This is a genomic window from Sphingopyxis sp. CCNWLW2 (assembly GCF_037095755.1).
Lineage (GTDB): Bacteria > Pseudomonadota > Alphaproteobacteria > Sphingomonadales > Sphingomonadaceae > Sphingopyxis.
Genome location: NZ_JBAWKJ010000001.1, coordinates 2,332,179 through 2,352,118, shown reverse-complemented (window position 1 = coordinate 2,352,118; position 19,940 = coordinate 2,332,179). Strand labels below are relative to the sequence as shown.

At 65.0% G+C, this 19,940-nt stretch carries 16 protein-coding genes; 6 read left to right on the top strand and 10 right to left on the bottom strand.

All coding sequences use genetic code 11. From position 1 onward, the window contains the following. Positions 1–422: 422 nt before the first annotated feature. A complete protein-coding gene (locus tag V8J55_RS11065; protein WP_336445655.1) occupies positions 423–2,339 on the bottom strand; it encodes a hypothetical protein in 1,917 nt (638 codons plus the stop codon). 282 nt (positions 2,340–2,621) lie between these two features. Between V8J55_RS11065 and V8J55_RS11060 the strand changes: the two genes are divergently transcribed. From V8J55_RS11060 to V8J55_RS11040, 5 genes are all read left to right on the top strand, one after another. Next, positions 2,622–3,842: an alpha/beta hydrolase gene (locus V8J55_RS11060; protein WP_336445654.1), complete on the top strand. Its 1,221-nt coding sequence runs from the start codon at positions 2,622–2,624 to the stop codon at positions 3,840–3,842. 140 nt (positions 3,843–3,982) lie between these two features. Continuing rightward, positions 3,983–4,705: an RNA polymerase sigma factor gene (locus V8J55_RS11055; RefSeq protein WP_336445652.1), complete on the top strand. Its 723-nt coding sequence runs from the start codon at positions 3,983–3,985 to the stop codon at positions 4,703–4,705. Positions 4,706–4,743: 38 nt separating this feature from the next. Next, a complete protein-coding gene (locus tag V8J55_RS11050) occupies positions 4,744–5,610 on the top strand; it encodes a FecR family protein (RefSeq protein WP_336445651.1) in 867 nt (288 codons plus the stop codon). 82 nt (positions 5,611–5,692) lie between these two features. After that, on the top strand, positions 5,693–8,617 hold the full coding sequence (locus V8J55_RS11045; RefSeq protein ID WP_336445650.1) for a TonB-dependent receptor: 2,925 nt from the start codon (positions 5,693–5,695) through the stop codon (positions 8,615–8,617). An 83-nt stretch (positions 8,618–8,700) separates the two neighbouring features. Then, complete coding sequence (locus V8J55_RS11040) at positions 8,701–10,608, top strand: Atxe2 family lasso peptide isopeptidase (RefSeq protein ID WP_336445649.1); 1,908 nt, start codon at positions 8,701–8,703, stop codon at positions 10,606–10,608. Between the two features lie 46 nt (positions 10,609–10,654). On the opposite strand, the gene V8J55_RS11035 is transcribed toward V8J55_RS11040, so the two are convergent. The 6 genes from V8J55_RS11035 to V8J55_RS11010 form a co-directional block, all read right to left on the bottom strand. Then, a complete protein-coding gene (locus tag V8J55_RS11035; RefSeq protein WP_336445648.1) occupies positions 10,655–12,265 on the bottom strand; it encodes an asparagine synthase C-terminal domain-containing protein in 1,611 nt (536 codons plus the stop codon). An 83-nt stretch (positions 12,266–12,348) separates the two neighbouring features. After that, positions 12,349–13,029 carry a lasso peptide biosynthesis B2 protein gene (locus tag V8J55_RS11030; RefSeq protein WP_336445647.1) on the bottom strand — a complete coding sequence of 227 codons (681 nt, stop codon included), beginning with the start codon at positions 13,027–13,029 and terminating at the stop codon, positions 12,349–12,351. Between the two features lie 46 nt (positions 13,030–13,075). Then, a complete protein-coding gene (locus V8J55_RS11025) occupies positions 13,076–13,213 on the bottom strand; it encodes a hypothetical protein (RefSeq protein ID WP_294030894.1) in 138 nt (45 codons plus the stop codon). 97 nt (positions 13,214–13,310) lie between these two features. After that, a complete protein-coding gene (locus V8J55_RS11020) occupies positions 13,311–13,934 on the bottom strand; it encodes a GntR family transcriptional regulator (RefSeq protein ID WP_336445646.1) in 624 nt (207 codons plus the stop codon). Continuing rightward, positions 13,931–14,827 carry a phytanoyl-CoA dioxygenase family protein gene (locus tag V8J55_RS11015; protein WP_336445645.1) on the bottom strand — a complete coding sequence of 299 codons (897 nt, stop codon included), beginning with the start codon at positions 14,825–14,827 and terminating at the stop codon, positions 13,931–13,933. Before V8J55_RS11015 ends, V8J55_RS11020 begins: the two co-directional genes overlap by 4 nt. Before the next feature lie 14 nt (positions 14,828–14,841). Further along, positions 14,842–15,459, bottom strand: coding sequence for an acyl-homoserine-lactone synthase (locus tag V8J55_RS11010; RefSeq protein ID WP_336445644.1), 618 nt, complete (start codon positions 15,457–15,459; stop codon positions 14,842–14,844). A gap of 119 nt (positions 15,460–15,578) precedes the next feature. Between V8J55_RS11010 and V8J55_RS11005 the strand changes: the two genes are divergently transcribed. Then, a complete protein-coding gene (locus tag V8J55_RS11005; protein ID WP_336445643.1) occupies positions 15,579–16,610 on the top strand; it encodes a hypothetical protein in 1,032 nt (343 codons plus the stop codon). Between the two features lie 62 nt (positions 16,611–16,672). Here V8J55_RS11005 and V8J55_RS11000 read toward each other — a convergent pair whose 3' ends face one another. The 3 genes from V8J55_RS11000 to V8J55_RS10990 all read right to left on the bottom strand — a co-directional run bounded on the left by V8J55_RS11000 (position 16,673) and on the right by V8J55_RS10990 (position 19,940). Further along, positions 16,673–17,527, bottom strand: a complete 855-nt coding sequence (locus V8J55_RS11000) for a helix-turn-helix transcriptional regulator (RefSeq protein ID WP_336445642.1) — start codon at positions 17,525–17,527, stop codon at positions 16,673–16,675. A gap of 121 nt (positions 17,528–17,648) precedes the next feature. Then, positions 17,649–18,584 carry a DUF2493 domain-containing protein gene (locus V8J55_RS10995; protein WP_336445641.1) on the bottom strand — a complete coding sequence of 312 codons (936 nt, stop codon included), beginning with the start codon at positions 18,582–18,584 and terminating at the stop codon, positions 17,649–17,651. Between the two features lie 312 nt (positions 18,585–18,896). Beyond that, positions 18,897–19,940 carry a DUF7146 domain-containing protein gene (locus V8J55_RS10990; RefSeq protein WP_336445640.1) on the bottom strand — a complete coding sequence of 348 codons (1,044 nt, stop codon included), beginning with the start codon at positions 19,938–19,940 and terminating at the stop codon, positions 18,897–18,899.

Below are 19,940 nucleotides of genomic sequence, written 5' to 3'. Positions count from 1 at the left end.
GAAGAGCTACCGACCGTTATAAATAGATAGCCGGACGTAGAAGCCAAGCTGGGTTCGACAGCTACTCTTGAGTGCCTGAGCGAAGCGATCCCTACTCAGCATCTCGATCATCGGTACATTCTCCTTCGGAGGCACCATCAGCCGACCAAGGGAAGTCTCGCTGAGCCGAAAACCATCGCGCCGCACTCAAAACTTGGTAGCATGAGCAAAGCCGCACATCTCGCGCCTTTGCCGAATTTTCAACCGGGACCTGGAGTTTCGCACAGACGCAAATGGCAGCTTTGAAGCAACTCCGGAGAACAGTGCAACGACCGAATCGAGGCGCGAAGCCGCCAAGAAACCGTTTGGCCCAAATACCCGCATAGCGAGGTTTTCAGCTCACGGGTTTTCGGGATCCGTTACAAGATGCAGCACCAACCGGCTCAGCGAAGCTCCGCCGTCGCGGGAAGAAATGTGTCCCCAGCGCTGGCCCGGGCTTCACCCCGCGCGCCAGCGGGCAACTTTGCCTTGCCCGCAGCATCCGTGCGGACCGTCGTGGCCCCGATACGGACCAGCGCCCCCTTCACGGGTCGCACGTCGCCCGACACGTCGGCGGTAACGGTCGCGACATAAGTCTTGCCGACGGGCGCGAGCCGCAGACGCAAGGGCGCCGCGACAGGCTGGCGATCATAACAGGGGCCGAGTTCGGGAAGCGGCGGCGCCGCCTTACCGTCATAGCTGGCCGTCAGCCGGCCGGTCATGTGCGGAAGCGGCTTTGCGCCATTGTCGATGGTCAGATCCATATCGAGACGCCCGGTGTGACGGCCTGTCACCTCGACGTCGGCGAGCAGACGCCAGGCGCGCCGCTCGCCCTCTCCCTTCACGCCCGCAGCGCCGGACATGGTGCCGGAGATGAACGTCAGGCCGTCATCGGTAAAGCGGTCGAAGCGGACCGAGGTCGAGGCCGCGCCGCCGCCGAGCGTTCCCCTATATTCGACCGTGGCAGTGCCGCCCCCGCGACCCTTGACCTCAGCGGTGCGGTCGCGCGCGTGCGGCCCCTCGTAGAGGCCCGCAGGCACTGCCCAGTCTCCGACGCTAGACGCGACCGGCACGACCGGCTTGCCGGGCTCGCGGTCGAGCCGCGCGATGGCGATGCGGTTGGGCGAGAAGATACCACGGGTGCGTGTACGTTCCTGGAGGATGACCATCCGGCTGTCCGGGCTCCAGACACGCTGGCCGTGGAGATTGTTCGCGGCGCTGAAGCCGGGTTTGCCATATACGTCGAGCGGCTGGCCGAGCAGGCGCCCTCCCTCATCGCCCCGCGCGGCGAGGAGCCAGGGCGAAAGATCGCACTGAAAGCCCTCCCAGGTCGATACATAATAGGGCGCGATCGCGGCGCCGGTCATGAGCCCGGTAAAGCCCCGGATCTCGGGGATCCAGGCAAGCGCGTCGAGCCGGTGCTGACTGCGCCAGCCATTGACCACAAGCAGCTTCTGGTCGGGCGAGAAGGAACTGTCCTCGTCCCAGTCGCTATGGGCCGTGAGGCGCGTGGTGTGCCCGTCAGCAAGCTCGACCCGCAGGATGTCGACATTACCCTGCGGCGTACCGACGGCAATGATCGCACGGCCGTCGGGAGTGAAGCTCTTCAGCTCGTAGAGCTGCGACAGATTTTCCCAGCGGTCGGCGTCATCGTCCGTGTCCGATCGCGGCCCTGCGGGATTGACGGCGCGGGGTTCGGCGGCGACATATTTGTCCTGCTGCCGCTCGAGACGCGCAACCACCATCACCGTTGCGTCGGAGCGCACGTTCATCCATCCGATGAGCTGGCCGTCGGGCGAGAGATGGAAGGTGCGGCGCTGTGCAAGCGCAGCCTTGCCGCGATCGCCACTCATGTCGATCGGCAGGAAGCGCGGCGACGGGCAAGCGCGGATCGATATGTCGCATTCGATTACCCAGCCGTTGGGCCGCGCCGGAAGATCGGAGGCTGCCGCGACGCCGTCGGTATAGAGGATGCGCTTGCCGTCCGGGAAGGCATGCGCAAAGCCGCCGCCTCGCACCTTTGGCGCATCCGGGATATCGCAGGTGATGCATTTGAGGCCCGAGCCGTCGACGCCGATGATCCAGAGGCCGCCCTTCCCGCCCTCCTGGAACAGGATGTCGGTCCCGCCGGCGGCAAAGGTGGGCCACAGCGGCTGCATGCCTTCGGGAAGCGGGAGATAGACATGCTCGATGGGAATGAAGGGCGGCGGCGCCTCTTCGCCCCCTGCCGCATGCGAGAGCGACGCAGGGCCGGCGGCAGCGACGGCGAGCGCCAGCGCGGCAGTGGCACTGCAATTAAAGATTGCGGCCCGGTGCGTCATGTCTGCGATCTCCCATTTTAGGCAACTTTTGAAGCAATTATCTGCCTCGGCCGCGCATGTTGTTCCACCGACCATAGAAAGAACCAAGGCATGTTACAAGCAATGCTGACTACAACTTCAACAGCATTCCAGCGCTTGCCGACCGGCATCTCCGGGGCCAGAGGATTCAGTCCATGTTGACCGTAACTGGAAAGGGTGCAAGGAAACGGCGCGCGACGTCCGGTTCCGCTGGACGACAGCAACGGGTGCCAAGCGCCTGAAGACGGATAAGGGGGAGCGGACATGACCGAAGCAGCACCAGCGAAAGGCTCGCTGAAAACATGGGGCCGCCGCGCCCTGCTTTTGCTGTCCGGCATTATGATCCTCGCCGCTGCGGCGCTGACGCTCGGCGCCTTCATTCCCTCGATCCCCTATGTCGGCCTGTTCGGGTCGGCCGCGCTTTCGGTCATCCCCGCCTGGGTGGCGGTCGCAGCGGTTGCGGCAGGGCTTGCCGCGCGCGCCAGCGCGCGCGGACGCACACGCAATTTACTTCCCAGTCTCGCGGCGATCGCCGCGGTCGGCGCGCTGATCGTGATCGTCCGTCTCTTCCTTCTCGCCTCGGCGAACGATGTGCGGCTCGGGGTCGGTGCCCCTTTCGGTGTCGGCGGCGTCCTTTCCTCCTCGCCGCCCGATGCGACGCGCGTCTACACGCGCGCGTTCGGCGAGGATCTCAACATCCATGCGTGGCGCCCTAAAGGCGAAGCGCCCCGGGGAGGCTGGCCGATCGTAATCTATGTCCATGGTGGCGGCTGGAATAGCGGTAATTCGATCGACAGAGGCGCGGACATGCGCTGGTTCGCCGACCGCGGCTGGCTCGCGCTGTCGATCGACTACAGCCTGTCGAGTGAAAAGCGGCACATGTGGAACGAGGTGCATGGACAGATCGGCTGCGCGCTCGTCTGGACCAGCAAGAATGGCGCAGCGTGGAGCGGCGATGTCTCGCGCATCGCGCTGTTCGGCGAATCGGCTGGCGGCAACCTCGTGCTCAATGCCGGCAATCTCGCAGGAGCGGGCAAGCTCGTCTCGAGCTGCGGCGGCGAGGTTCCGAAGGTTCGTGCGGTGAGTGCCATCTATCCCGCCGCCGATATCGCCGCCGTGTGGAATAATGATTATGTTCCCAGCGGTGCGGGCGTCCGCAGGATGGCGGAACAATATACCGGCGGATCACCTAGGCAATTCCCTGATCGCTACGCAGCGACCGCGGCTGCCACCCATCTCGGGCCAAACGCGCCGCCCACCATCCTGTTCATTTCCGAGAATGACCATCTGGTGCCGGCCGCGAGCATGACGGCCTATGAGGCTGCGTCGCGCCGCGCGGGCATCGAAACCCGGTCCATCCATATTCCCTATGGGGAACATGGCTTCGATCTCATCGGCGTCGGCAACGCGATCGCGCGGCAGGCGACGCTGCAATTCCTTGCCAAAGAAATGCCTGCGAGCGCCAGCGCGCCACCGCCAAGCTGACCGCGAGCCCGTCGGGCAGTCGACAACAAGATTCAATCTGGACCAATCTCCTGTCAGACTCTTGCCCTGCCGTAGCGGCAGGCTATGCTTCCTCCCGCATCGGGTGTGAGAAGCACGATGCCGGGAATTGAGACGCCCGCTTGACGCTGATAGATTTGCGCCATCCCTGCCGGGTGGCCGTGACGCATGTCCAAGCCTTCGGGCCAAAGGTTGCGGCCTCGTCGTCAAGCGAGACTCAACACCCGGCTTCGCGCCCTCCTTGCCCGGACGGGAAGGCGCGGCGCATGGACTATGACGACGAACATGAAGGCAGACGCGGCCACAATGCCGCCGATCCGCTGCCGCCCGACGATTGGGACGGGTTTCAACGCCACGCCCGAACCGAGGCGATCCTCGCCGAGCAGCGCCCTCGCCTCGCGGGCTTCTTCCGCCGCAACGCACATCCGCAGGATGTTGCCGACCTCGTCCAGGAAAGCATTCGCCGTTTCATCTCCGCGAAAGGCTATTTCAGCATCGGCGACAAGCCCGGCGCCTATCTCGCGCAGACCGCGCGCACCCTCCTGAAAGAAAGGGCACGCACCGGCGCGCGCCGCCAGCACGCGGCGCACCACAGCTTCGACGAGCATGACGTCGCCGGTCCCGATCCGCACCATGTGCTCGAAGCGCGCGATATGCTCCGGCGCGCCGAAGAGGCCCTGGCCCGCGTAGATCCAACCACACGGGATGTATTCCTTATGCACCGCGTCGAAAATCTCAGTTATGCTGAAATTGCTCGAATCAAAGGCATAGGTGTGAAGCGCGTGGAAAAGCTCATCAGCAAGGCCGTTACCGCAATCCGCAAGGCACGAGACACGCAGCGGTGACGCGGCAACAGCAGGAGGCGGACGACTGGGCCGCCCGCATGCATGGACCCGATGCCGAAGCGCATCGCGAGGCGTTTGACGCATGGCGGCGCAAGCCTGGGAATGAGGCGGCCTATGCCCGCTCGGCCGAGGCTTATGCCATCGGGTCGGGCATGTCGCGCGCGCGAGTCGAGGCGATGGCACGGCCGAAGGATAAGCGGCGCAGCGGTCAGCGTTGGGGGCTCGCTACAGCGGCTGGCCTGATATTGGTGGTCGGCGGCGGGCTCTATATCCAGTCTCGCGAGGACGGGACACAGATTGCCGCGGCATCGGATGCGGCGGGGGAACGACAGCTTCCCGACGGCAGCAAGGTTCTCTTGCTCGACGGCGCGCAGATCGAAACGCAGTTCACCACCGGAAGGCGCGTCATCGTCCTTACCGGCGGAGCGGCGCGTTTCGAGGTCGCCCATGACCCGGCGCGCCCGTTCACGGTTATCGCGGGCCGGTCGGAAACGACCGCGCTCGGCACGGTCTTCGAGGTCGACATGCGGAAAGGCGCCCCGCGCATTCGCCTGATCAGGGGCCTGGTCGAAGTGCGATCGAGCGGCGGCGGAACCGCGCTCCGGCTCGCGCCCGGTCAGAGCGCCGAGGTTCCGGCAGAGGGTCCGAAAATGGCGGGCATGATGCTGTCCCCTGTCCCGACCAACCTGCTCGCAGCCGACAATCTTCCGCTCGGCTCGGTGCTCGACAGCGCGAACAAGGTGAACGCGAGGCCGGTCCGCCTCGCCGACCCGGCGCTTGCCTCCGTGCCCGTTTCCGGCCGCTTCGACCTCGCCGACAGCGGCGCCCTCGCCCGCAAGCTTGGCGCAGCGTTCGGCCTGACGGTCGACGAACGTCCCGACGAAATCATCCTCGCCAAAAAATAATCGGCGATCGCCGGGGAGAATTTCCAACTCCGGCATTTTGCACTCCCGGACGGCCATCACGGCCGCGACCGGGAGGGTAAGAATGCGAATGAAATATCTGGCCGCCATGCTGGCCACGACCGCGGCGCCGACCGCACTTTATGCGCCGACGGCGCATGCGATGACCGAACAGCGCAGCTACGACATCGCGCCCCAGCGCCTCGGCGACGCGCTGCGCGAATATTCCGAGATATCGGGCCGCGAGGTCGTCTTCTCGGGCAGCCTGACCGAAGGTAAGCGCAGCGGCAGCGTCCGGGGCCGCCTCTCCCCCGACGCCGCCCTCACCCGCCTGCTTTCCGGCACCGGCCTGATCGCCGAGGTCGTCGATGGCGCGCTCGTGATCCGGGAGGGAAACGTCGTTGCGGACGCGGAGGGATCGACTGAGACGGCAAGTGAGGCGATCGTGGTGACGGGGACCCGCATTCGGGGCACAGGTCCGGTCGGCTCGCCGGTTACCATCGTCGACCGCGAGGCGCTCGAGCAAAGCGGGCGAACCACCCTTGCCGATTTCATCCAGACCATCCCGCAGAATTTTTCCGGCGGTCCTACCGAAGCCGTCACGGGCTCGACCGCGCGGGGAAACGCGGGCACCAATCTCGGCTTCGGTTCCGGGATCAACCTGCGCGGTCTCGGCAGCGGGTCGACGCTGACCCTGTTCGATGGGGCACGTCCCGCCCTCGGAGGCGGCGCCGGCGCATTCACCGATCTCTCGCTCGTCCCGTCCGTCGCGATCGAACGCATCGAGATTCTCACCGACGGAGCCTCGGCCATCTATGGATCCGATGCGATCGCGGGCGTCGTCAACATCCGCTTCCGGAACAACTTCGAAGGTCTGGAGAGCCGCCTGCGGCTTGGCACGGCGGACGGCGATTTCGGCGAAGTGCAGGCGAGCCAGATCGCCGGTTTCGGCTGGAAGGGCGGACATCTGACGGTGGCGGGCGAATATTACCGGCGCAATAACCTCGGCTCTTCGAAGCGAGCGTTCGCGACCGAGGATCTCAGACCTTTCGGCGGCCCGGACCTCCGCTCGAACTACAACAATCCCGGCACGATCGTGGCGGCCAACGGGCAGGTCTTCGCGATCCCGCGGGGACAGGACGGGACCGCGCTCACGCCCGCGCAACTCCTCGTTCCGGGCTTCAATCGCGGCGACGCGAGGCGAAACATCGACATTCTTCCGGAGCAAGAGACAGTCAGCCTCTACGCCGCCCTCGAGCAGGACCTATCCGATAACATCAACATCTTCGCTCGCGCCCTTTTCGCCGAGCGACATTTTGAAGTTCGGCGGCGGCTGTTTGGGCCGCAGCCGCTCCGCGTTACCAGCGCGAACCCCTATTATGTCGATCCCATCGGCACGGGCCAGCCCATCACGGTCTATTATGATCCGTCGGCCGAATTTGGCCCGGAAGGCACCAAGGGCGTCGCGCGCGCCTTCAATCTCAGCTTCGGCGGGCGCGCCACGCTCGGCCCATGGTCCGTCGAATTGTCCGGCGGCTATGGCTTGCAGCGCGAACGCGACGAAGGCGTTAATGTCGTCAACCGCCTCAAGCTGTCGCGCGCGCTCGCGGCCACGAGCCCCGCGTCCGCGATCAACGTTTTCGGTGACGGCCTGGTCAATGACCGCAATCTCATCGACAGCCTGCGGGGCGGACAGTGCCGGAACGTTCGCTACGAGGTGCTATCTTCGGCCGTCCGTGCCGATGGCCCGATCTTCGATCTTCCCGCCGGCCAGGTCAAAGCCGCGATCGGCGCAGAATACCGACGTGATCGCTTGCGCTACCAGGCGTTCGTCGATGTCACATCGGACATGCCGGTCTCTTCCCCCATCCCGGGGCTTCCCGACAAACGCATCGTCAAATCGATCTATGGGGAAGTCGCGATACCGGTCTTCGACGCAGGCAGTGCACTCCCCGGCGCGCTCATGCTTTCGGCTGCGGCGCGGTATGAAGATTATTCCGACGTCGGAGACACGGCCAACCCCAAATTCGGCCTACGCTGGACGCCGCTTGGCGGCCTGTCCTTCCGCGCCTCCTATGGCCGGTCCTTCCGCGCTCCTTATTTCACCGAGCTCGTCGGGTCCGCCAACGCACTCTACCAACCGCTGCGATTGCCCGATCCAAACTCGCCCACGGGCCAGTCGGTTGTGCTGGGGCTGTTCGGATTCCGGCCTGACCTCGGGCCGGAAAAGGCAACGAGCTGGACCGCCGGCGTCGACATCGAGCCCGCATTCGCGCCCGGCACGAAACTGAGCGCGACATGGTTCGACATCAGCTACCGCGACCGGATCGCGAGCGCTTCCGCCGATGTTCAGAACTTCCTGGTTCGCCGGGATATCTATGGCGGCATTGTCGACGACGCTCCCGACGCCGCCGAGATCGCTGCCTATTTCTCGAGTCCAAGCTTTTCCAACCCGCTCGGTGTGACACAGGCCGACATTGCCGCGATCATCGATGGACGCACGCTCAACCTGTCGCGCGCAAAGGTCAGCGGTCTGGATTTCGACGCAAGCTACACCCGGGCTCTTCCCGATGGCAGCCTGAGCTTCACCGTCGGTGGGACGCGGATGCTCGGCTTCAGAAGCCAGATCACGGACCGGGCCCCGGCGATCAATGTCCTCGGGACACTTGGCAATCCGGTCAAACTACGCCTCCGGGGCCGGGTAGGCGTCAATCTTGGCGCCTTCGATGGCGGCGTCGCGGTCAATCATGTCGCCGCTTATCGCAATCTAACAGTCACCCCCGCCGAGAAGGTGAAGAGCTGGACCACATTCGACATCCAGCTCGGCGTGCGCATCTCCGAGGTTGGGCCAGGACGCGCGCTCCGCCTGACGGCGGGCATCACCAATGTTTTTGACCGCGATCCGCCCTATGCGCGCTTCGTCAGCAGCAATTCGGTATTCGGATATGATCCGGAGCAAGCGAGTGCAGTCGGGCGTATGCTTTCGCTGCAGGCGGTTGTGTCGTGGTAACGGCTTGGCTGCTTGCCGCGGCCGCGATGGCGACCCCCTCGATACCTCCCGACAGGATCGCTCCGCCGCGCCAACGACGTCCAGTGTCCACCCAGGACCTGGTCGAGGTTGCGGATATCAGCGGCGTCAGCCTCTCGCCTGACGGCCAGAAACTAGCGTACCGCGTCAGTCGTCCGTCGATTGAGAAAAATGAAACAATGCTCGACTGGTTCGTAGTCGACGTCGGCGGCAAAACGCCTGCGATCCGGATCGGTAGTGGCATGGCCCAGCATGGTGGCGCGGGAACGCTGTTGGAGCAACTGCCGATCTGGGACAAAGATTCGCTGGGGTTGCGGTTTCGCGCTCTTGACCGCGAGGGCGTCGCGATCTGGCACTGGCGTAACGGCTCGCCCGCCCGGCGCGAGATCGTCGATGCGGCCGACATTCTGGGTTTCGAGGTTTCGACGGACGGGCGCGCCGTTCGCTACTCGGTCGGCGCTACAAGATCACAGATCGCGCAGGCCGAGCGCGACGCCTATGAGAATGGCGCTCTTGTGGATCGTCATCTCGATCTCATGGAGCCGGTCGCGGGCGGGACGATCGAGGGCGGCAAGCGCATCATGCAGCGACTGCCCTCGGCCTGGTTCGGCCGAGAGCGTATATTGTACGACACACCCCAACGAGAGATCGTCGTCGAACCAGATGGTGCGCCGTCTTCGAACGAGGGTGCGCCGCAGGTCTTCGCAAAATCCGCGCCGGCACAGGGCGCGTCCGTCACCGCCGAAGACGGAAGCACCGCGAAACTCGCAGCGCCGGGCGTTGCCGGTGTTCATGTGATGCGCACCAGTGGGCAACGGATCGATTGCACCGCACCAATATGCCGGAGTTCACAAGTGACGGCGCTGGCATGGCGCCCGGGACGCGACGAGCTCCTCCTCTTCGAGCGGACCGGTAGCGCGCGCGAGACGGTGTGGCTCTGGCGCGTCGGCTCCTCGAGCGCGCGCGCCGCTATCATCACCGATGGCGCGACCCGGTCATCGGCCCACATGCCGCGATGCGCCATCGGTGCCGAGGCCCTGTTCTGCGCGGATGCGGGACCGGTCGCACCGCCACATATTGCCCGGCTGGGTTACGACGGTCAGCGCAAGCGTCTTGCCGAGCCGAACGCGGAGCTGCGAGCACGAATAGAAGCTCACGCAACCCCGCTGGCATGGGAGCGCGGTGTAACCGGCATATTGTTGCGCCCATCCAACACGACGGTGCCGCTCCCGCTCGTCGTCCAATATTATCGTTGCTCGGGCTTTCTGAAGGGCGGCGTCGGCGACGAGATCCCGATACTGCCGCTCGTGGAACATGGCATTGCAGTCTTGTGCATGGACCGGGTGCGGGCGGAAAAGGAGGCCGGCACGGGAGAAAGTTACCGGCTGGCTCTTTCGGACATCGAGACAGCTCTCGATCAGCTTGCCCGAAAGGGCATCATCGACCCGGCGCGCGTCGGCATAGGCGGTTTGAGCTTCGGCTCGGAAGTCACGCTCTTCGCGATACGAAAGTCGAACCGATTTGCCGCCGCAACGATCGCGTCGAGCCAGATGACGCCGTCCTATTTCTGGGCGAACGCCCTCCCGGATCGTGGCTTTGCCGAGATGCTGAAGGACTATTGGAAAATCGGTGACCCCGACAGCGACCCGCAACAATGGCGCGACCTCTCGGCCGTGTATGACGTCGCGTCCATCGACACGCCGTTGCTCATGCAACTCCCCGAGGTCGAGGCTCGTCATGTCGCGGAGCTTCACACGCGCATGAAGCGTGCGGGCAAGGCGGTTGATTTCTATGCTTTTGCCGACGAGCCGCACATCAAGAAGCAGCCAGTTCACAAACTCGCCGTCTACCGTCGCAATCTGGACTGGTACCGCTTCTGGCTTAAGGGCGAGGAGGACCCCGATCCCGCCAAGGCCGATCAATACCGCCGCTGGCGAGGCTATCGGGCCGCGCAGAAGCATATTGCTTCATAACCATCTCTCGCGGTCCGTATGCTCCTTGCCTGGTCCCCGTGTGGGCTCAGAGAGAACGGATCCAGCGCTCGACGTCGGTAATCTGCAGGAGGCGGATATAGACGGCGTCGAGCGCGTCGGCGGGTGGCTTCAGCGCTGCATCGACGGCATCACGATCGATGATGCCCGCACTCGCGAGATAGCCATCGAGGAGAAATTCCCGGATTGATCCGCGTCGGCGGTTGTAGGTGGTGACGAAAAGAGATTCGACACGGCCCTTTGTTCGTCGATCGCGCACCATCGGAGCCAGGCGATCCGCAAAAGCCGACCGGGCAAGAGCCCGGTCGTGGCCGCCGGCGCACCAATCCCAACTTGCGCCCTGCAGCCCCAGCTCCACGATCGGCTGGGAAAGCAGTGGTGCAATCATTGGCATCGCGAACGACCGATCATAGCCATCGACAAACAACTGGATCGGCATCAGCGCCCGGCCATATCCGAACTGCCCCGGTGCGATGCCCGGCGGTATCGTGAGCCAGGGATGGTCCGGGGCATCGCGATCATATCTCGTCGTCAGCAAGGTGGGATCGCGGGGCCACAGCCGCGGCGCCCGCACCAGCTGCAAGAGTGCCAACCTCAGCGCACGCCATACGCTATCGCCCGTCATTGTCGCCAAATCGCTCGCTGCTCGCCATGCCGCGCCGAAGCCAGCGAACCGCAGCGCATCCGCCACTGGCCCCGCCTTCCGAATGTATCCGAAGACGTTATCGCCCCCGACACCGGTGAAAATGGCGTCGGCGCCGAAATCTCGGGCGGCGGCAAGCAGAGCCTCGTCGCTGGACCCGAGCAGCCCGAATCCACCGGGACGCGCGCGAGGAATGGGAATGGGCGCGAGCGGGTCCGTCTCCTCGTCGGGCATCACGATCTCGGCTAGCGACGTCCCGACGTGTGCTGCGGAGGCGCGCGCGTAATCCCGCTCGTCGCCCGGTATTCCAGGCGTTGCGAGATTGACGGCGCGCCACGACGCCATGCGATCCTGAAGGCACGCCGCGACGATCGAGCTGTCGAGACCGCCCGACAATTCGAGCTGGATTCGCGCGAAGCGGTCTGCCCAGCTGCCGACCACGCCCTCCACACATGCCCTGAGCTCTGCCGGCATAATGCGGCGAGGCGAACCTGGAACTTGCGACCATGGCGTCCACGCTCCGGGCAAAAGCGTGCGTGTCTTGAGGTCGATCGCCTCTCCCGGAAGCAGCTCCCTCATTCCCGCAATTCCGGTGTGCGGGCCGCGCATCAACGGGAAGCGGATGTGAGAATCGAGCGCGGCGGGATCAGGCCGAAGTGGTCGAAGGCCAAGCGCACGAGCCAGACCGAGATCCGTGAAGGCGATAATATCGCCGGGTTCGGATTGAGCGCCCGTTCCCGCCTCATAGTAGATCGCCTGCCCGGCGGGAGGCGAACGCAGCAGCCTGGGAACGCCATGGCGGTCATGCCAGACTAGAAAGAAGTTGCCCCAGAGATGCCGGTATACCCATGGATGCCCCTCCTCCGTGATTCGTGCGGCGGCTCCCTCGTCGAGGTGCTTGAGCGGCCTCAGACTGTCGCGGTGGAATGCCCAGCCCAGCAAAATGAGGCCGTCGCGCGCAAGAATGGGTGTGTCGGGAGCCCCCAGAATCTGCATGGTCCCCAGCATGCCCAGTCGGGCCACGGACGGCGGTAGAGGCTCCAGCGCGTCGGGCCTTTGCACGAGGACAACATGGATACTCATAATTGAAAAACCGGTGTGAACTCGGCCACACTGTCGAGCGGATCCGAGAGCAAGAGCGCCCCGTGCTGGACCCAGCAATGGGCGGCAAACGGGTCCAGCCGCACACCGAAAAACACCTCCGCAGCGCACCCTCGCCGCCACAGGATTGCGGCAAGAGCGAGCGAGTCCGGCACGCAGCGCCGCTTTGCGGGGAAAAAGCGCCGCTGGTCGGCAAAGCAGGCGGCTAGTGCAGCGGCGCGATCCTGGCTGCGTTGCAAACCGCCTTGCTGCTCGTGGCAGCGATCCCGCCGCCCCCGATAATATCTCGCGGTCCGAAATAGTCCCAGCCGCCCAAGTACCTGCCCGGCCATGAAGCGGAGCGCGAAAAGCTCCAAGGGCGATATCGAACAATTCTGTGTCTCGGGTCGCCAGGAAAGCCGACGCTCAATGACACTCGCGGTGACGCGTGGCGCGCTAACCGGCGTCGCAGCCGGTCCGTCGCCCGGCCGAATGAGCCCCTTGGCGACGAGGGACGCACGCGCGTCCAGATGCGCATTGCACTCGCCGCCGGCCATCGCTCGCAGCGCAGCCGAATGGCGGCGATCGAGCCGGTAGTAGCGGTCAGCCTTGAGGTCCAGCATGACCGCGCCAGCGCCAATGAAGCAAAAGCTCATATCCGGTGCAAGGTGATGGTTCATCGACGCTAGGCACGGCCGCGCCGAGGCGGCCGTGCCCCTTCGCCTGTCAGTCAGCGGAAATGCCGCCGCCGAGTTTCAGGTCATGGCCGCCGATTTCCGGCACCGGGAATTCCTCGCCGCGCGTCTCGACGCTGGCGATTCCGAGTTCTTCGATGCCTTCTTCGGCGATGCTGTTCCGGTCCATGGGACCCTCCTTGGTTGATGCCGCGGGATTGCGGCAACCACAAAGCTACGCCCCTGATTTAGAATAGGAATTTTATACTTCTGCTATAGCCCGAATGTTATCGAAGAGGGTCGCTGCGCGGCCGAATGGCGGCCGCGATCCGCCCCGCCTGCCGCATCCGGCGGCGATGGAAGCTGGTGATTTTGCTGCGCAATCCGGTCCATCGCCCGAACCGATAGTCCTCCTCCATCGCGGCGAGCACCGTGCGCGAGGCGGGGTCGATCCGCATCTCAGCGGGCCGAAAAGCGCGGCTTCGCTCGATGAAGTTGACGATCGCGTAGCGAAGTTCGCGATTTGCGCTTCCCACTGCGATCACCCCGAACAGCGAATCGAGCGCCTCTGGATAGGGCTCTATCGCTTGCAATTCGCTGAGGCCCGCCCGGAGGTTTGGCGACGGGCTTCGCCCCTTGAGCGCGAGCGCGAGGAGCATGCCGCCCCAGTCATAGAGTTCGGCGAGGTCGGCCTCGGCGAGCAGCGGCTGGCGAAAGCCCTCCTGGTGCCAGGCATCGACGATGCGCTCGCCGGACAAGCGGTGGAGCGCATCGCGCACCGGCGTGGCGCTGGCGTCGAGCGTCCGCGCGATCTGCCGGGGGTCGAGCCGTGTGCCCGGCGGATAGGCGCCGGTCATGAGCCGGACCTTGAGGTCGATATAGACCCGTTCCATGGTGGCGCCGGGGCTCATGGCGCGCGTACTTCGTCAAGCGAAGCGCGCTGCGCGGCGACATGCTCGGCGAGCAACGCGGCCTGATCCGGGCGGAGCGCATCGATTGCGGAAAGCGGTTCCTCGGGATAGCCTGTGAGCAGGATCGAAGGGCATTGGCCCTCGAAATTGCCGAGGTTCGGGCGGTGCTGGGCATAGCCGGCGAGCGCGGCGAGCTCGGGCGGAAAATCGCAGGCGACATAGGGCGGATAGGCCAAATGTTGATTCTCATAGGGTTTGAGCCAGCCGAGGCTGTAACTGACGATGATGCCGCGCCGCACCTCTGCGCTCCGGTTCGCGCCGGCGCCGTGAAGCGTCGATCCGAGAAAGATGATCGCATCGCCGGGTTCCGCTTCCGCCACCACCGCCGGTTCGGGCGGCTCCTCGACGAGCGCCTCGAGACCATGGCTGCGCGGCCAGATCAGCGTTGCGCCATTATCTGCGGTGAACGGCGTGAGCGGCCACATGACGTTGACGAGATATTCGGTCTCGCCGATGGTCCCCTGCCACATACTTTGGTCGCGGTGCGGATATTGCGCGAGCGCACCCGGGTGGATTTCGATCGCCTGGGTGAGGTTGAGCTGGATCCGGTCGCACCATGGGAGCAGGACCGCCTCCGCCATGGCGAGAATGGTGGGATGCATCACGAGGTCGGTCGCGCGCGGCGAGCGCAGTAGCAGGCGGCCGAAGCGCTTGGTGCGCTCGCCGTAAAAGCCGCCTTCGCAAAAAGGGGTCGCGTCAAAGCGCGGCGCCAGGTCGCGTTCGAGCGCGGCGATGTCGGTCGCCGGAATTGCCCCTCGGACAATCGTGAACCCCTGCTCCCTCAGCTCGGCTTGCGCCGCCGACTGGCAGGGTATCATGGTTTCGGTCAGCATGATCGTTCCCCCCTTCAGGCCGCGCGCGCGGGCGCGCTGCCGATCGCGGCCGACGAAGAGATTCCCGCGGCCGCCATGCCCGCGAGGGTCGTGTCGTCGATATCGATTCTAAGGGCGACGAGCGCACGATCGCCCTCGCCGCGCGGCGCTCCGAGCGCCCGGCATGCCCAGCCGAAGGACTGGACCTGGCGGAACCAGGACCGCTCGGCGACCCCGGTGTAGGTGCGAATGTCGTTGGCGATCGCATATTCGGCGAGGCCTATGAGCAAAGTGTTGCGTGCTTCGCGCCGCCTCCGCGCGCCCGCGTCGGGCGAAAGGCAGAAGCGTGTGATTTCGAAGACATCATCGCCGCGCGGCAGGGGCTCGTCTGCGAGATGCGCGAACAGGCCATCGAGAATGCCGGGCTCGGTGGTCTCGAGCAGCCGGGCCGATGCGAGATGGCTATCGTTTTCGTCAGCGACGACGAGATAGGTCGCCTGCGGGGTGTCGAAATGATCGACCTCGAATTCGCCGGCGAGCGCCGGCACATCCCATTTCAGAAGATCGATGAAGACCTTCTTGCGTGCTGCGAACATGGAGCGGAGGACGGCGTGCAGGCGCACCCGGTTGGTGTAATCGACAACGTGAAGCATGGACTGTCTCCCGTGAAAATAGAGACAGTCCAATTGAAGCGTAAGCGGCCACCTCGCCATACCAGAATTGGGGGGTGTCGCCGGGTGTTCGTCGGACGGGAACTCGCTATGGATGGTGCATGATCAGGAACATCCCAACGGCGGAGGAGCTGCGCAGTTCGGCCATCGAGCTGCTCGTCATGGCGTGGGAAGCGGCCGTCGCTACCTTTGCGCTGCTTGAAGACTCGGAGATCGAGATATGGGACACCGACGGCAGCGCCCTTGCCGACTATCATGCCGCACAACAGCCCGCGCTCAGGCATGCACATGTCTGGGTCCATCAGGCGCAGGAGCTGGGCCTCAAGGCAAACATCGCGGCAATCAGCCCTTACATTCTTCTTGCCGGTGATCCGAGGTCATGGCCGCGACCTGGGCCGAATGGCGAGATCGAGTTCAACGACTTTCGCACGATCGACGCGAGTGACCTTATTCGGGTCCACGACACGGTCTGCAATCAAACACTGCCGCCCGACTTCATCCGAAAGTTCGACGAGGCGCGGCGAAGCCGGAACAAGATTGTTCATCTGGGCGGCCGCGGCGTGGCCGCCGACGCGACAGGCATATTTGTCGGTGTCCTCGAGACGGTCGAGAGCCTGTTCCCCCAACACCGCTGGGCGCGCTACCTGATGGATGCCGCACTCAATGACCCGGTCGCGATCGCGCATGGCCAAGGAGCCGAGGCAGGCCTGCTCGCCAGCTTTGCAATTGTTGCCAAGGTGCTGCCGCCAGCAATGGTGCGCCGGCATTTTGGTTACGACAAACGGCGCCGTTCCTATATCTGCCTGAGTTGCTCGACCGACGAGAAGGACTGGAAGGATCCCTCTCGCTTCGCACAGCTTACCACTCCGGACAGCGACCAGTTGTTCTGTCCGGTCTGTGCCGTCGTTTATGACGTTCTTCGCGAGCCATGCGCTGAAGGTTCCTGCCGCAGCGATGTCCTATGCGGCAGCGGGTATGAAGTCGGGAAATGCCTGCTGTGCATGCGCGTTGATGCGGCGCGGTTCGAAGATCAGGCCAGAATCTGGCTCCGAGGCAGAGCGGACGCGTTGGAGAGCGTTCCTGTCGAACCGCCCGATATCCCCTCGCCTCCTGCCGACGGACACCCCGCATAAGCTCGCAGGCTGCGCCGACACCGTGAGTTCCCTAGAACAGCGAGTGAAAACCATGTCGCACTTCATCGATTGTTGGCGATTTCGCCGAAAGTTATCGTGCCATCCCATAACGCGCGGATCATGAGCGCCATCCTCGTCGGAGCATCATAGCGTCCCCGCGCGTTTTTGACATGCTCGGCAACCGTATCCTGGCTCAGATTGAGCAACCTCGAGGTCACCCAGTCCGATTTGCCGCGCGCAATCCAGAGGAGACAGTCACGCTGCCGGTCGGTCAGCTTCGGCCGGTTGGCCTCGGGCACCCGGCCGGCGATCTGACGGGCCGCCTCGAAGGCGAAGGGCCCGATCATCCCGGCGAGCGGCAAGTCGCCCAGATCGGGCCCACCCTCGCGCCACGCGAAGGACACCGATCCATGGGCATCGCCGGGCAGGTGAGCGGGAATGGTGAGCCCATCAGCAATGCCATGACGCCGGGCCTCCGCGAGTACGCTTTCATCTCCGGGGCGCGGCGGCGCCCATAAAGGCGCCTGGTTCCACAGAAAGGGGGCGGACGTCCGCTGGCTTGCCCGGTGGATCGGATCGGTCAAGCCGAGCCCCTGCGCGTCGAACCAGCATGCCCATTCTTCGGGATAATTGTGGATCCGTATCCCGCGCTGCGGGTCTGCCAGGAAATCGACATGGTGGCTGAGTGCGAAGAAGCGACAGCCGAGGCTGGCGCAGACCTCATGAAAAAGGTCGGCAAGCGCCGCCTCGTCCTTCACCGTCATGACGTCGATCGCGAGCGCATGCGCAGCGCCGAGTGGCAACATATTCAACCATGGCAGCGCCGGCGATCGTCGCCAAGCCGAAGCATCCGGCATTGCCTCCGTCAAACGCCGACCGGCCGCGCCCCTCAATTGGGCGCCGGAAGGCGAAGACATCACCACTGGTCCGAGTGATCAGGAGGGCGGGAAAATGTGCAAGTTCGGAATATATTTCAATTATATTCGAGAGATAGAACCAGATTGAGGACATTTCCCGGAGTCGCCCAATCTCGGCGCTTCAGCCCGACCCTTTTCGGAAGTCCCAGAGCGGAATGCCGATCTTCGCAGCCTTGTCGGCGAGATTGTCCTGGATGCCGGTGCCCGGGAAGATGATGAGGCCGACCGGGAGCGCCTCGAGCATCCGGTCGTTGCGCTTGAAGGGCGCCGCTTTGCCGTGGCGATTCCAGTCCGGACGGAAGGCGACTTGCGCCACGCCGCGGCTGTCGGCCCAGCAAGCCGCGGCGCGTTCGGCGCCGGTCGGCGTGGCGCCGTGGAGGAGGATCATGTCGGCGTAGCGGGCCTTCGCCTTGTCGAGAGCCTCCCAGATGGCCGCATGGTCGCTGCAATCGCTGCCGCCAGTGAAGGCAATCCGCGTGCCGACGGGAAGCAGAGCCGTTGCCTTTTGCCGGAGCCGGGCGTCGAGGAAATCGCGGCTGTCGATCAGCGATGCCGTCATCGCACGATGCTGGATTCGCGACCCTGTGCGCGGAGCCCAGGCCTTGCGGAGGAGCAGCCGGAACTGCTCGGCCGCCGCTTCGCGGAAAAACTCCATAGCGTCGCGGCGTTCGATCAACGAGATGCCCTCGCGGGTTGCCCGCTCGAGCTCGACCGAGCGGATTTCGCTGCCATCCTGTTCGCGCTGGAGGCGGCGCTGGAGCTGCTCGTTGTCGTCGAGGGATCTTTCGACGCGTTCACCGGCACGGTGGAAGATGTTGACCAGGTTCCAGAGGAGGTCATCGAGATCGGGTTCGATCCGGGTCTCGGCGATACAGCCTGCCAGCGCATCGAACATGTCGGCGATCGCGCCGCCAGTGAGACGCGCGTCGGGAAGCGGCCGCGGATCGGGTTCGTCTTCGTAGGGCCGGTGACCGAACAACTGCATTTCCTGGAGCAGATAGGCGGTGGTTCCAGGTTCGGCGGATGCCGGGTGGGTGGCTTCGCTCAGGTCGTGCATCGTCGGTCTCCGTCTGTCGCAGCCGCGCCCCGCGCGGCCTTCGCGGCGACCCCTTGCGGCAGGCGGTACGGGACCGCATCGCGGCGTCCCGCCGCGACCGGAGCGCGAGCGGAGGATGGCGCACGAAGGCTATTTTGCTTCGCGATGCAAAGGGGCCGCAGGCCCCGGCGGAAAATAGCCGCACGGCAGCCATTGCTGTCCCGCACCGCCTGCCGCAGTCGCCCTCCCCCGAAGGCCGCGGCGCGGCCCCGCAGGACGGTTATCAGGAGCGAGCGAAGCCGCCCGCCTGACCCTCCCGCTTTCCAGCCCGCCTCAAGCCCCTCGAAGAAACTGCTGGCGATCGGCCGCGCCGAGCTGCGACGCGAGGGTTCGAGCGAGCCCGCCCGCTCCGATCCGCCTCAAGTCGGCATTGAAATCGTCACGGCCGGGTCGGAGGGCGACGACCTCGACGCGGGCCTCGGACGCCCGCACGCGAAGCGTTGCCAGCGCCGCCGCGCCCGCGGGATCGTCGTCCTGCGCGACATAAAGCCGCTTCAACACTTCCGGAAACAGGAGCGCCGCGAGATGCGCGCCCGACAGGCCTGCGATCATGGGAAGCGCGGGCAGCACCTGTCGCAACGAAAGGATTGTCTCGATGCCCTCGCCGGCCGCCATCACCGATCCCGCTCGGCCGAAGCGGACACCGTGGCCCAGAAGCCGCCCCATCGCGCGGCGCGGATAGGCGACCGGGGCCTTGGTGTTCGTCTTCGGGTCGAGCCAGGTCCGATGCACCGCGGTCACCGTGCCCGCCAAATCGGTCGCCGCCGCGATCATCGCCGGCCAGGCCGCCGGCCCGCCCGGCGGATCGTCGCGCGAGGCGCGATAGAAGCAATGGGCATGAAACCGGAGCGGATCGGCCGCGGAGACATGGTCGATCGATCGCCTTGCAAGATAGATCTGTGCAAGGCTTCCCGCCAATGGCTTCGAGGCCGCCCACAGCCTGCGCGCAGCCTCGGGCGTTCCCGTCGAGGCCTTCGGTGTCGTCGGATTCCGGGGCGCCTCGGACGGCGGCGGAAGGCTGAGAAACCGCCGCGCTTCCCCGATCGTGTCGCGGAAGGACGCGTGGCCGCATGACGCCGAAATGATGTCGAGGAGGTCGCCATGATCGCCGCTCGCAGCATCGGTCCATTTGCCGGCCGCGCCGCCGCCGTCGCCATGGCCTTCCAGCCGCACATAGAGACTGCGGCCCGGTTCATTACGGACGTTGCCGACCATCCAGTAATGGCCTTCGCGGCGGCCGTTGGACAGATAACGGCGGCACACCGCCTCGGCGTTTTCAGCGAGGCGGCGCGCGATATCGGCGGCGGGACTGGTCAT

Bases quoted from the DNA above. Each gene is read 5' to 3' on its own strand.
- V8J55_RS11065 (WP_336445655.1), bottom strand. From the start codon at position 2,339: ATGACGCACCGGGCCGCAATCTTTAATTGCAGTGCCACTGCCGCGCTG.
- V8J55_RS11060 (WP_336445654.1), top strand. From the start codon at position 2,622: ATGACCGAAGCAGCACCAGCGAAAGGCTCGCTGAAAACATGGGGCCGC.
- V8J55_RS11050 (WP_336445651.1), top strand. From the start codon at position 4,744: ATGCATGGACCCGATGCCGAAGCGCATCGCGAGGCGTTTGACGCATGG.
- V8J55_RS11045 (WP_336445650.1), top strand. From the start codon at position 5,693: ATGCGAATGAAATATCTGGCCGCCATGCTGGCCACGACCGCGGCGCCG.
- V8J55_RS11035 (WP_336445648.1), bottom strand. From the start codon at position 12,265: ATGCAGATTCTGGGGGCTCCCGACACACCCATTCTTGCGCGCGACGGC.
- V8J55_RS11030 (WP_336445647.1), bottom strand. From the start codon at position 13,029: ATGAACCATCACCTTGCACCGGATATGAGCTTTTGCTTCATTGGCGCT.
- V8J55_RS11025 (WP_294030894.1), bottom strand. From the start codon at position 13,213: ATGGACCGGAACAGCATCGCCGAAGAAGGCATCGAAGAACTCGGAATC.
- V8J55_RS11020 (WP_336445646.1), bottom strand. From the start codon at position 13,934: ATGAGCCCCGGCGCCACCATGGAACGGGTCTATATCGACCTCAAGGTC.
- V8J55_RS11015 (WP_336445645.1), bottom strand. From the start codon at position 14,827: ATGCTGACCGAAACCATGATACCCTGCCAGTCGGCGGCGCAAGCCGAG.
- V8J55_RS11010 (WP_336445644.1), bottom strand. From the start codon at position 15,459: ATGCTTCACGTTGTCGATTACACCAACCGGGTGCGCCTGCACGCCGTC.
- V8J55_RS11005 (WP_336445643.1), top strand. From the start codon at position 15,579: ATGATCAGGAACATCCCAACGGCGGAGGAGCTGCGCAGTTCGGCCATC.
- V8J55_RS11000 (WP_336445642.1), bottom strand. From the start codon at position 17,527: ATGTCTTCGCCTTCCGGCGCCCAATTGAGGGGCGCGGCCGGTCGGCGT.
- V8J55_RS10995 (WP_336445641.1), bottom strand. From the start codon at position 18,584: ATGCACGACCTGAGCGAAGCCACCCACCCGGCATCCGCCGAACCTGGA.
- V8J55_RS10990 (WP_336445640.1), bottom strand. From the start codon at position 19,940: ATGACCAGTCCCGCCGCCGATATCGCGCGCCGCCTCGCTGAAAACGCC.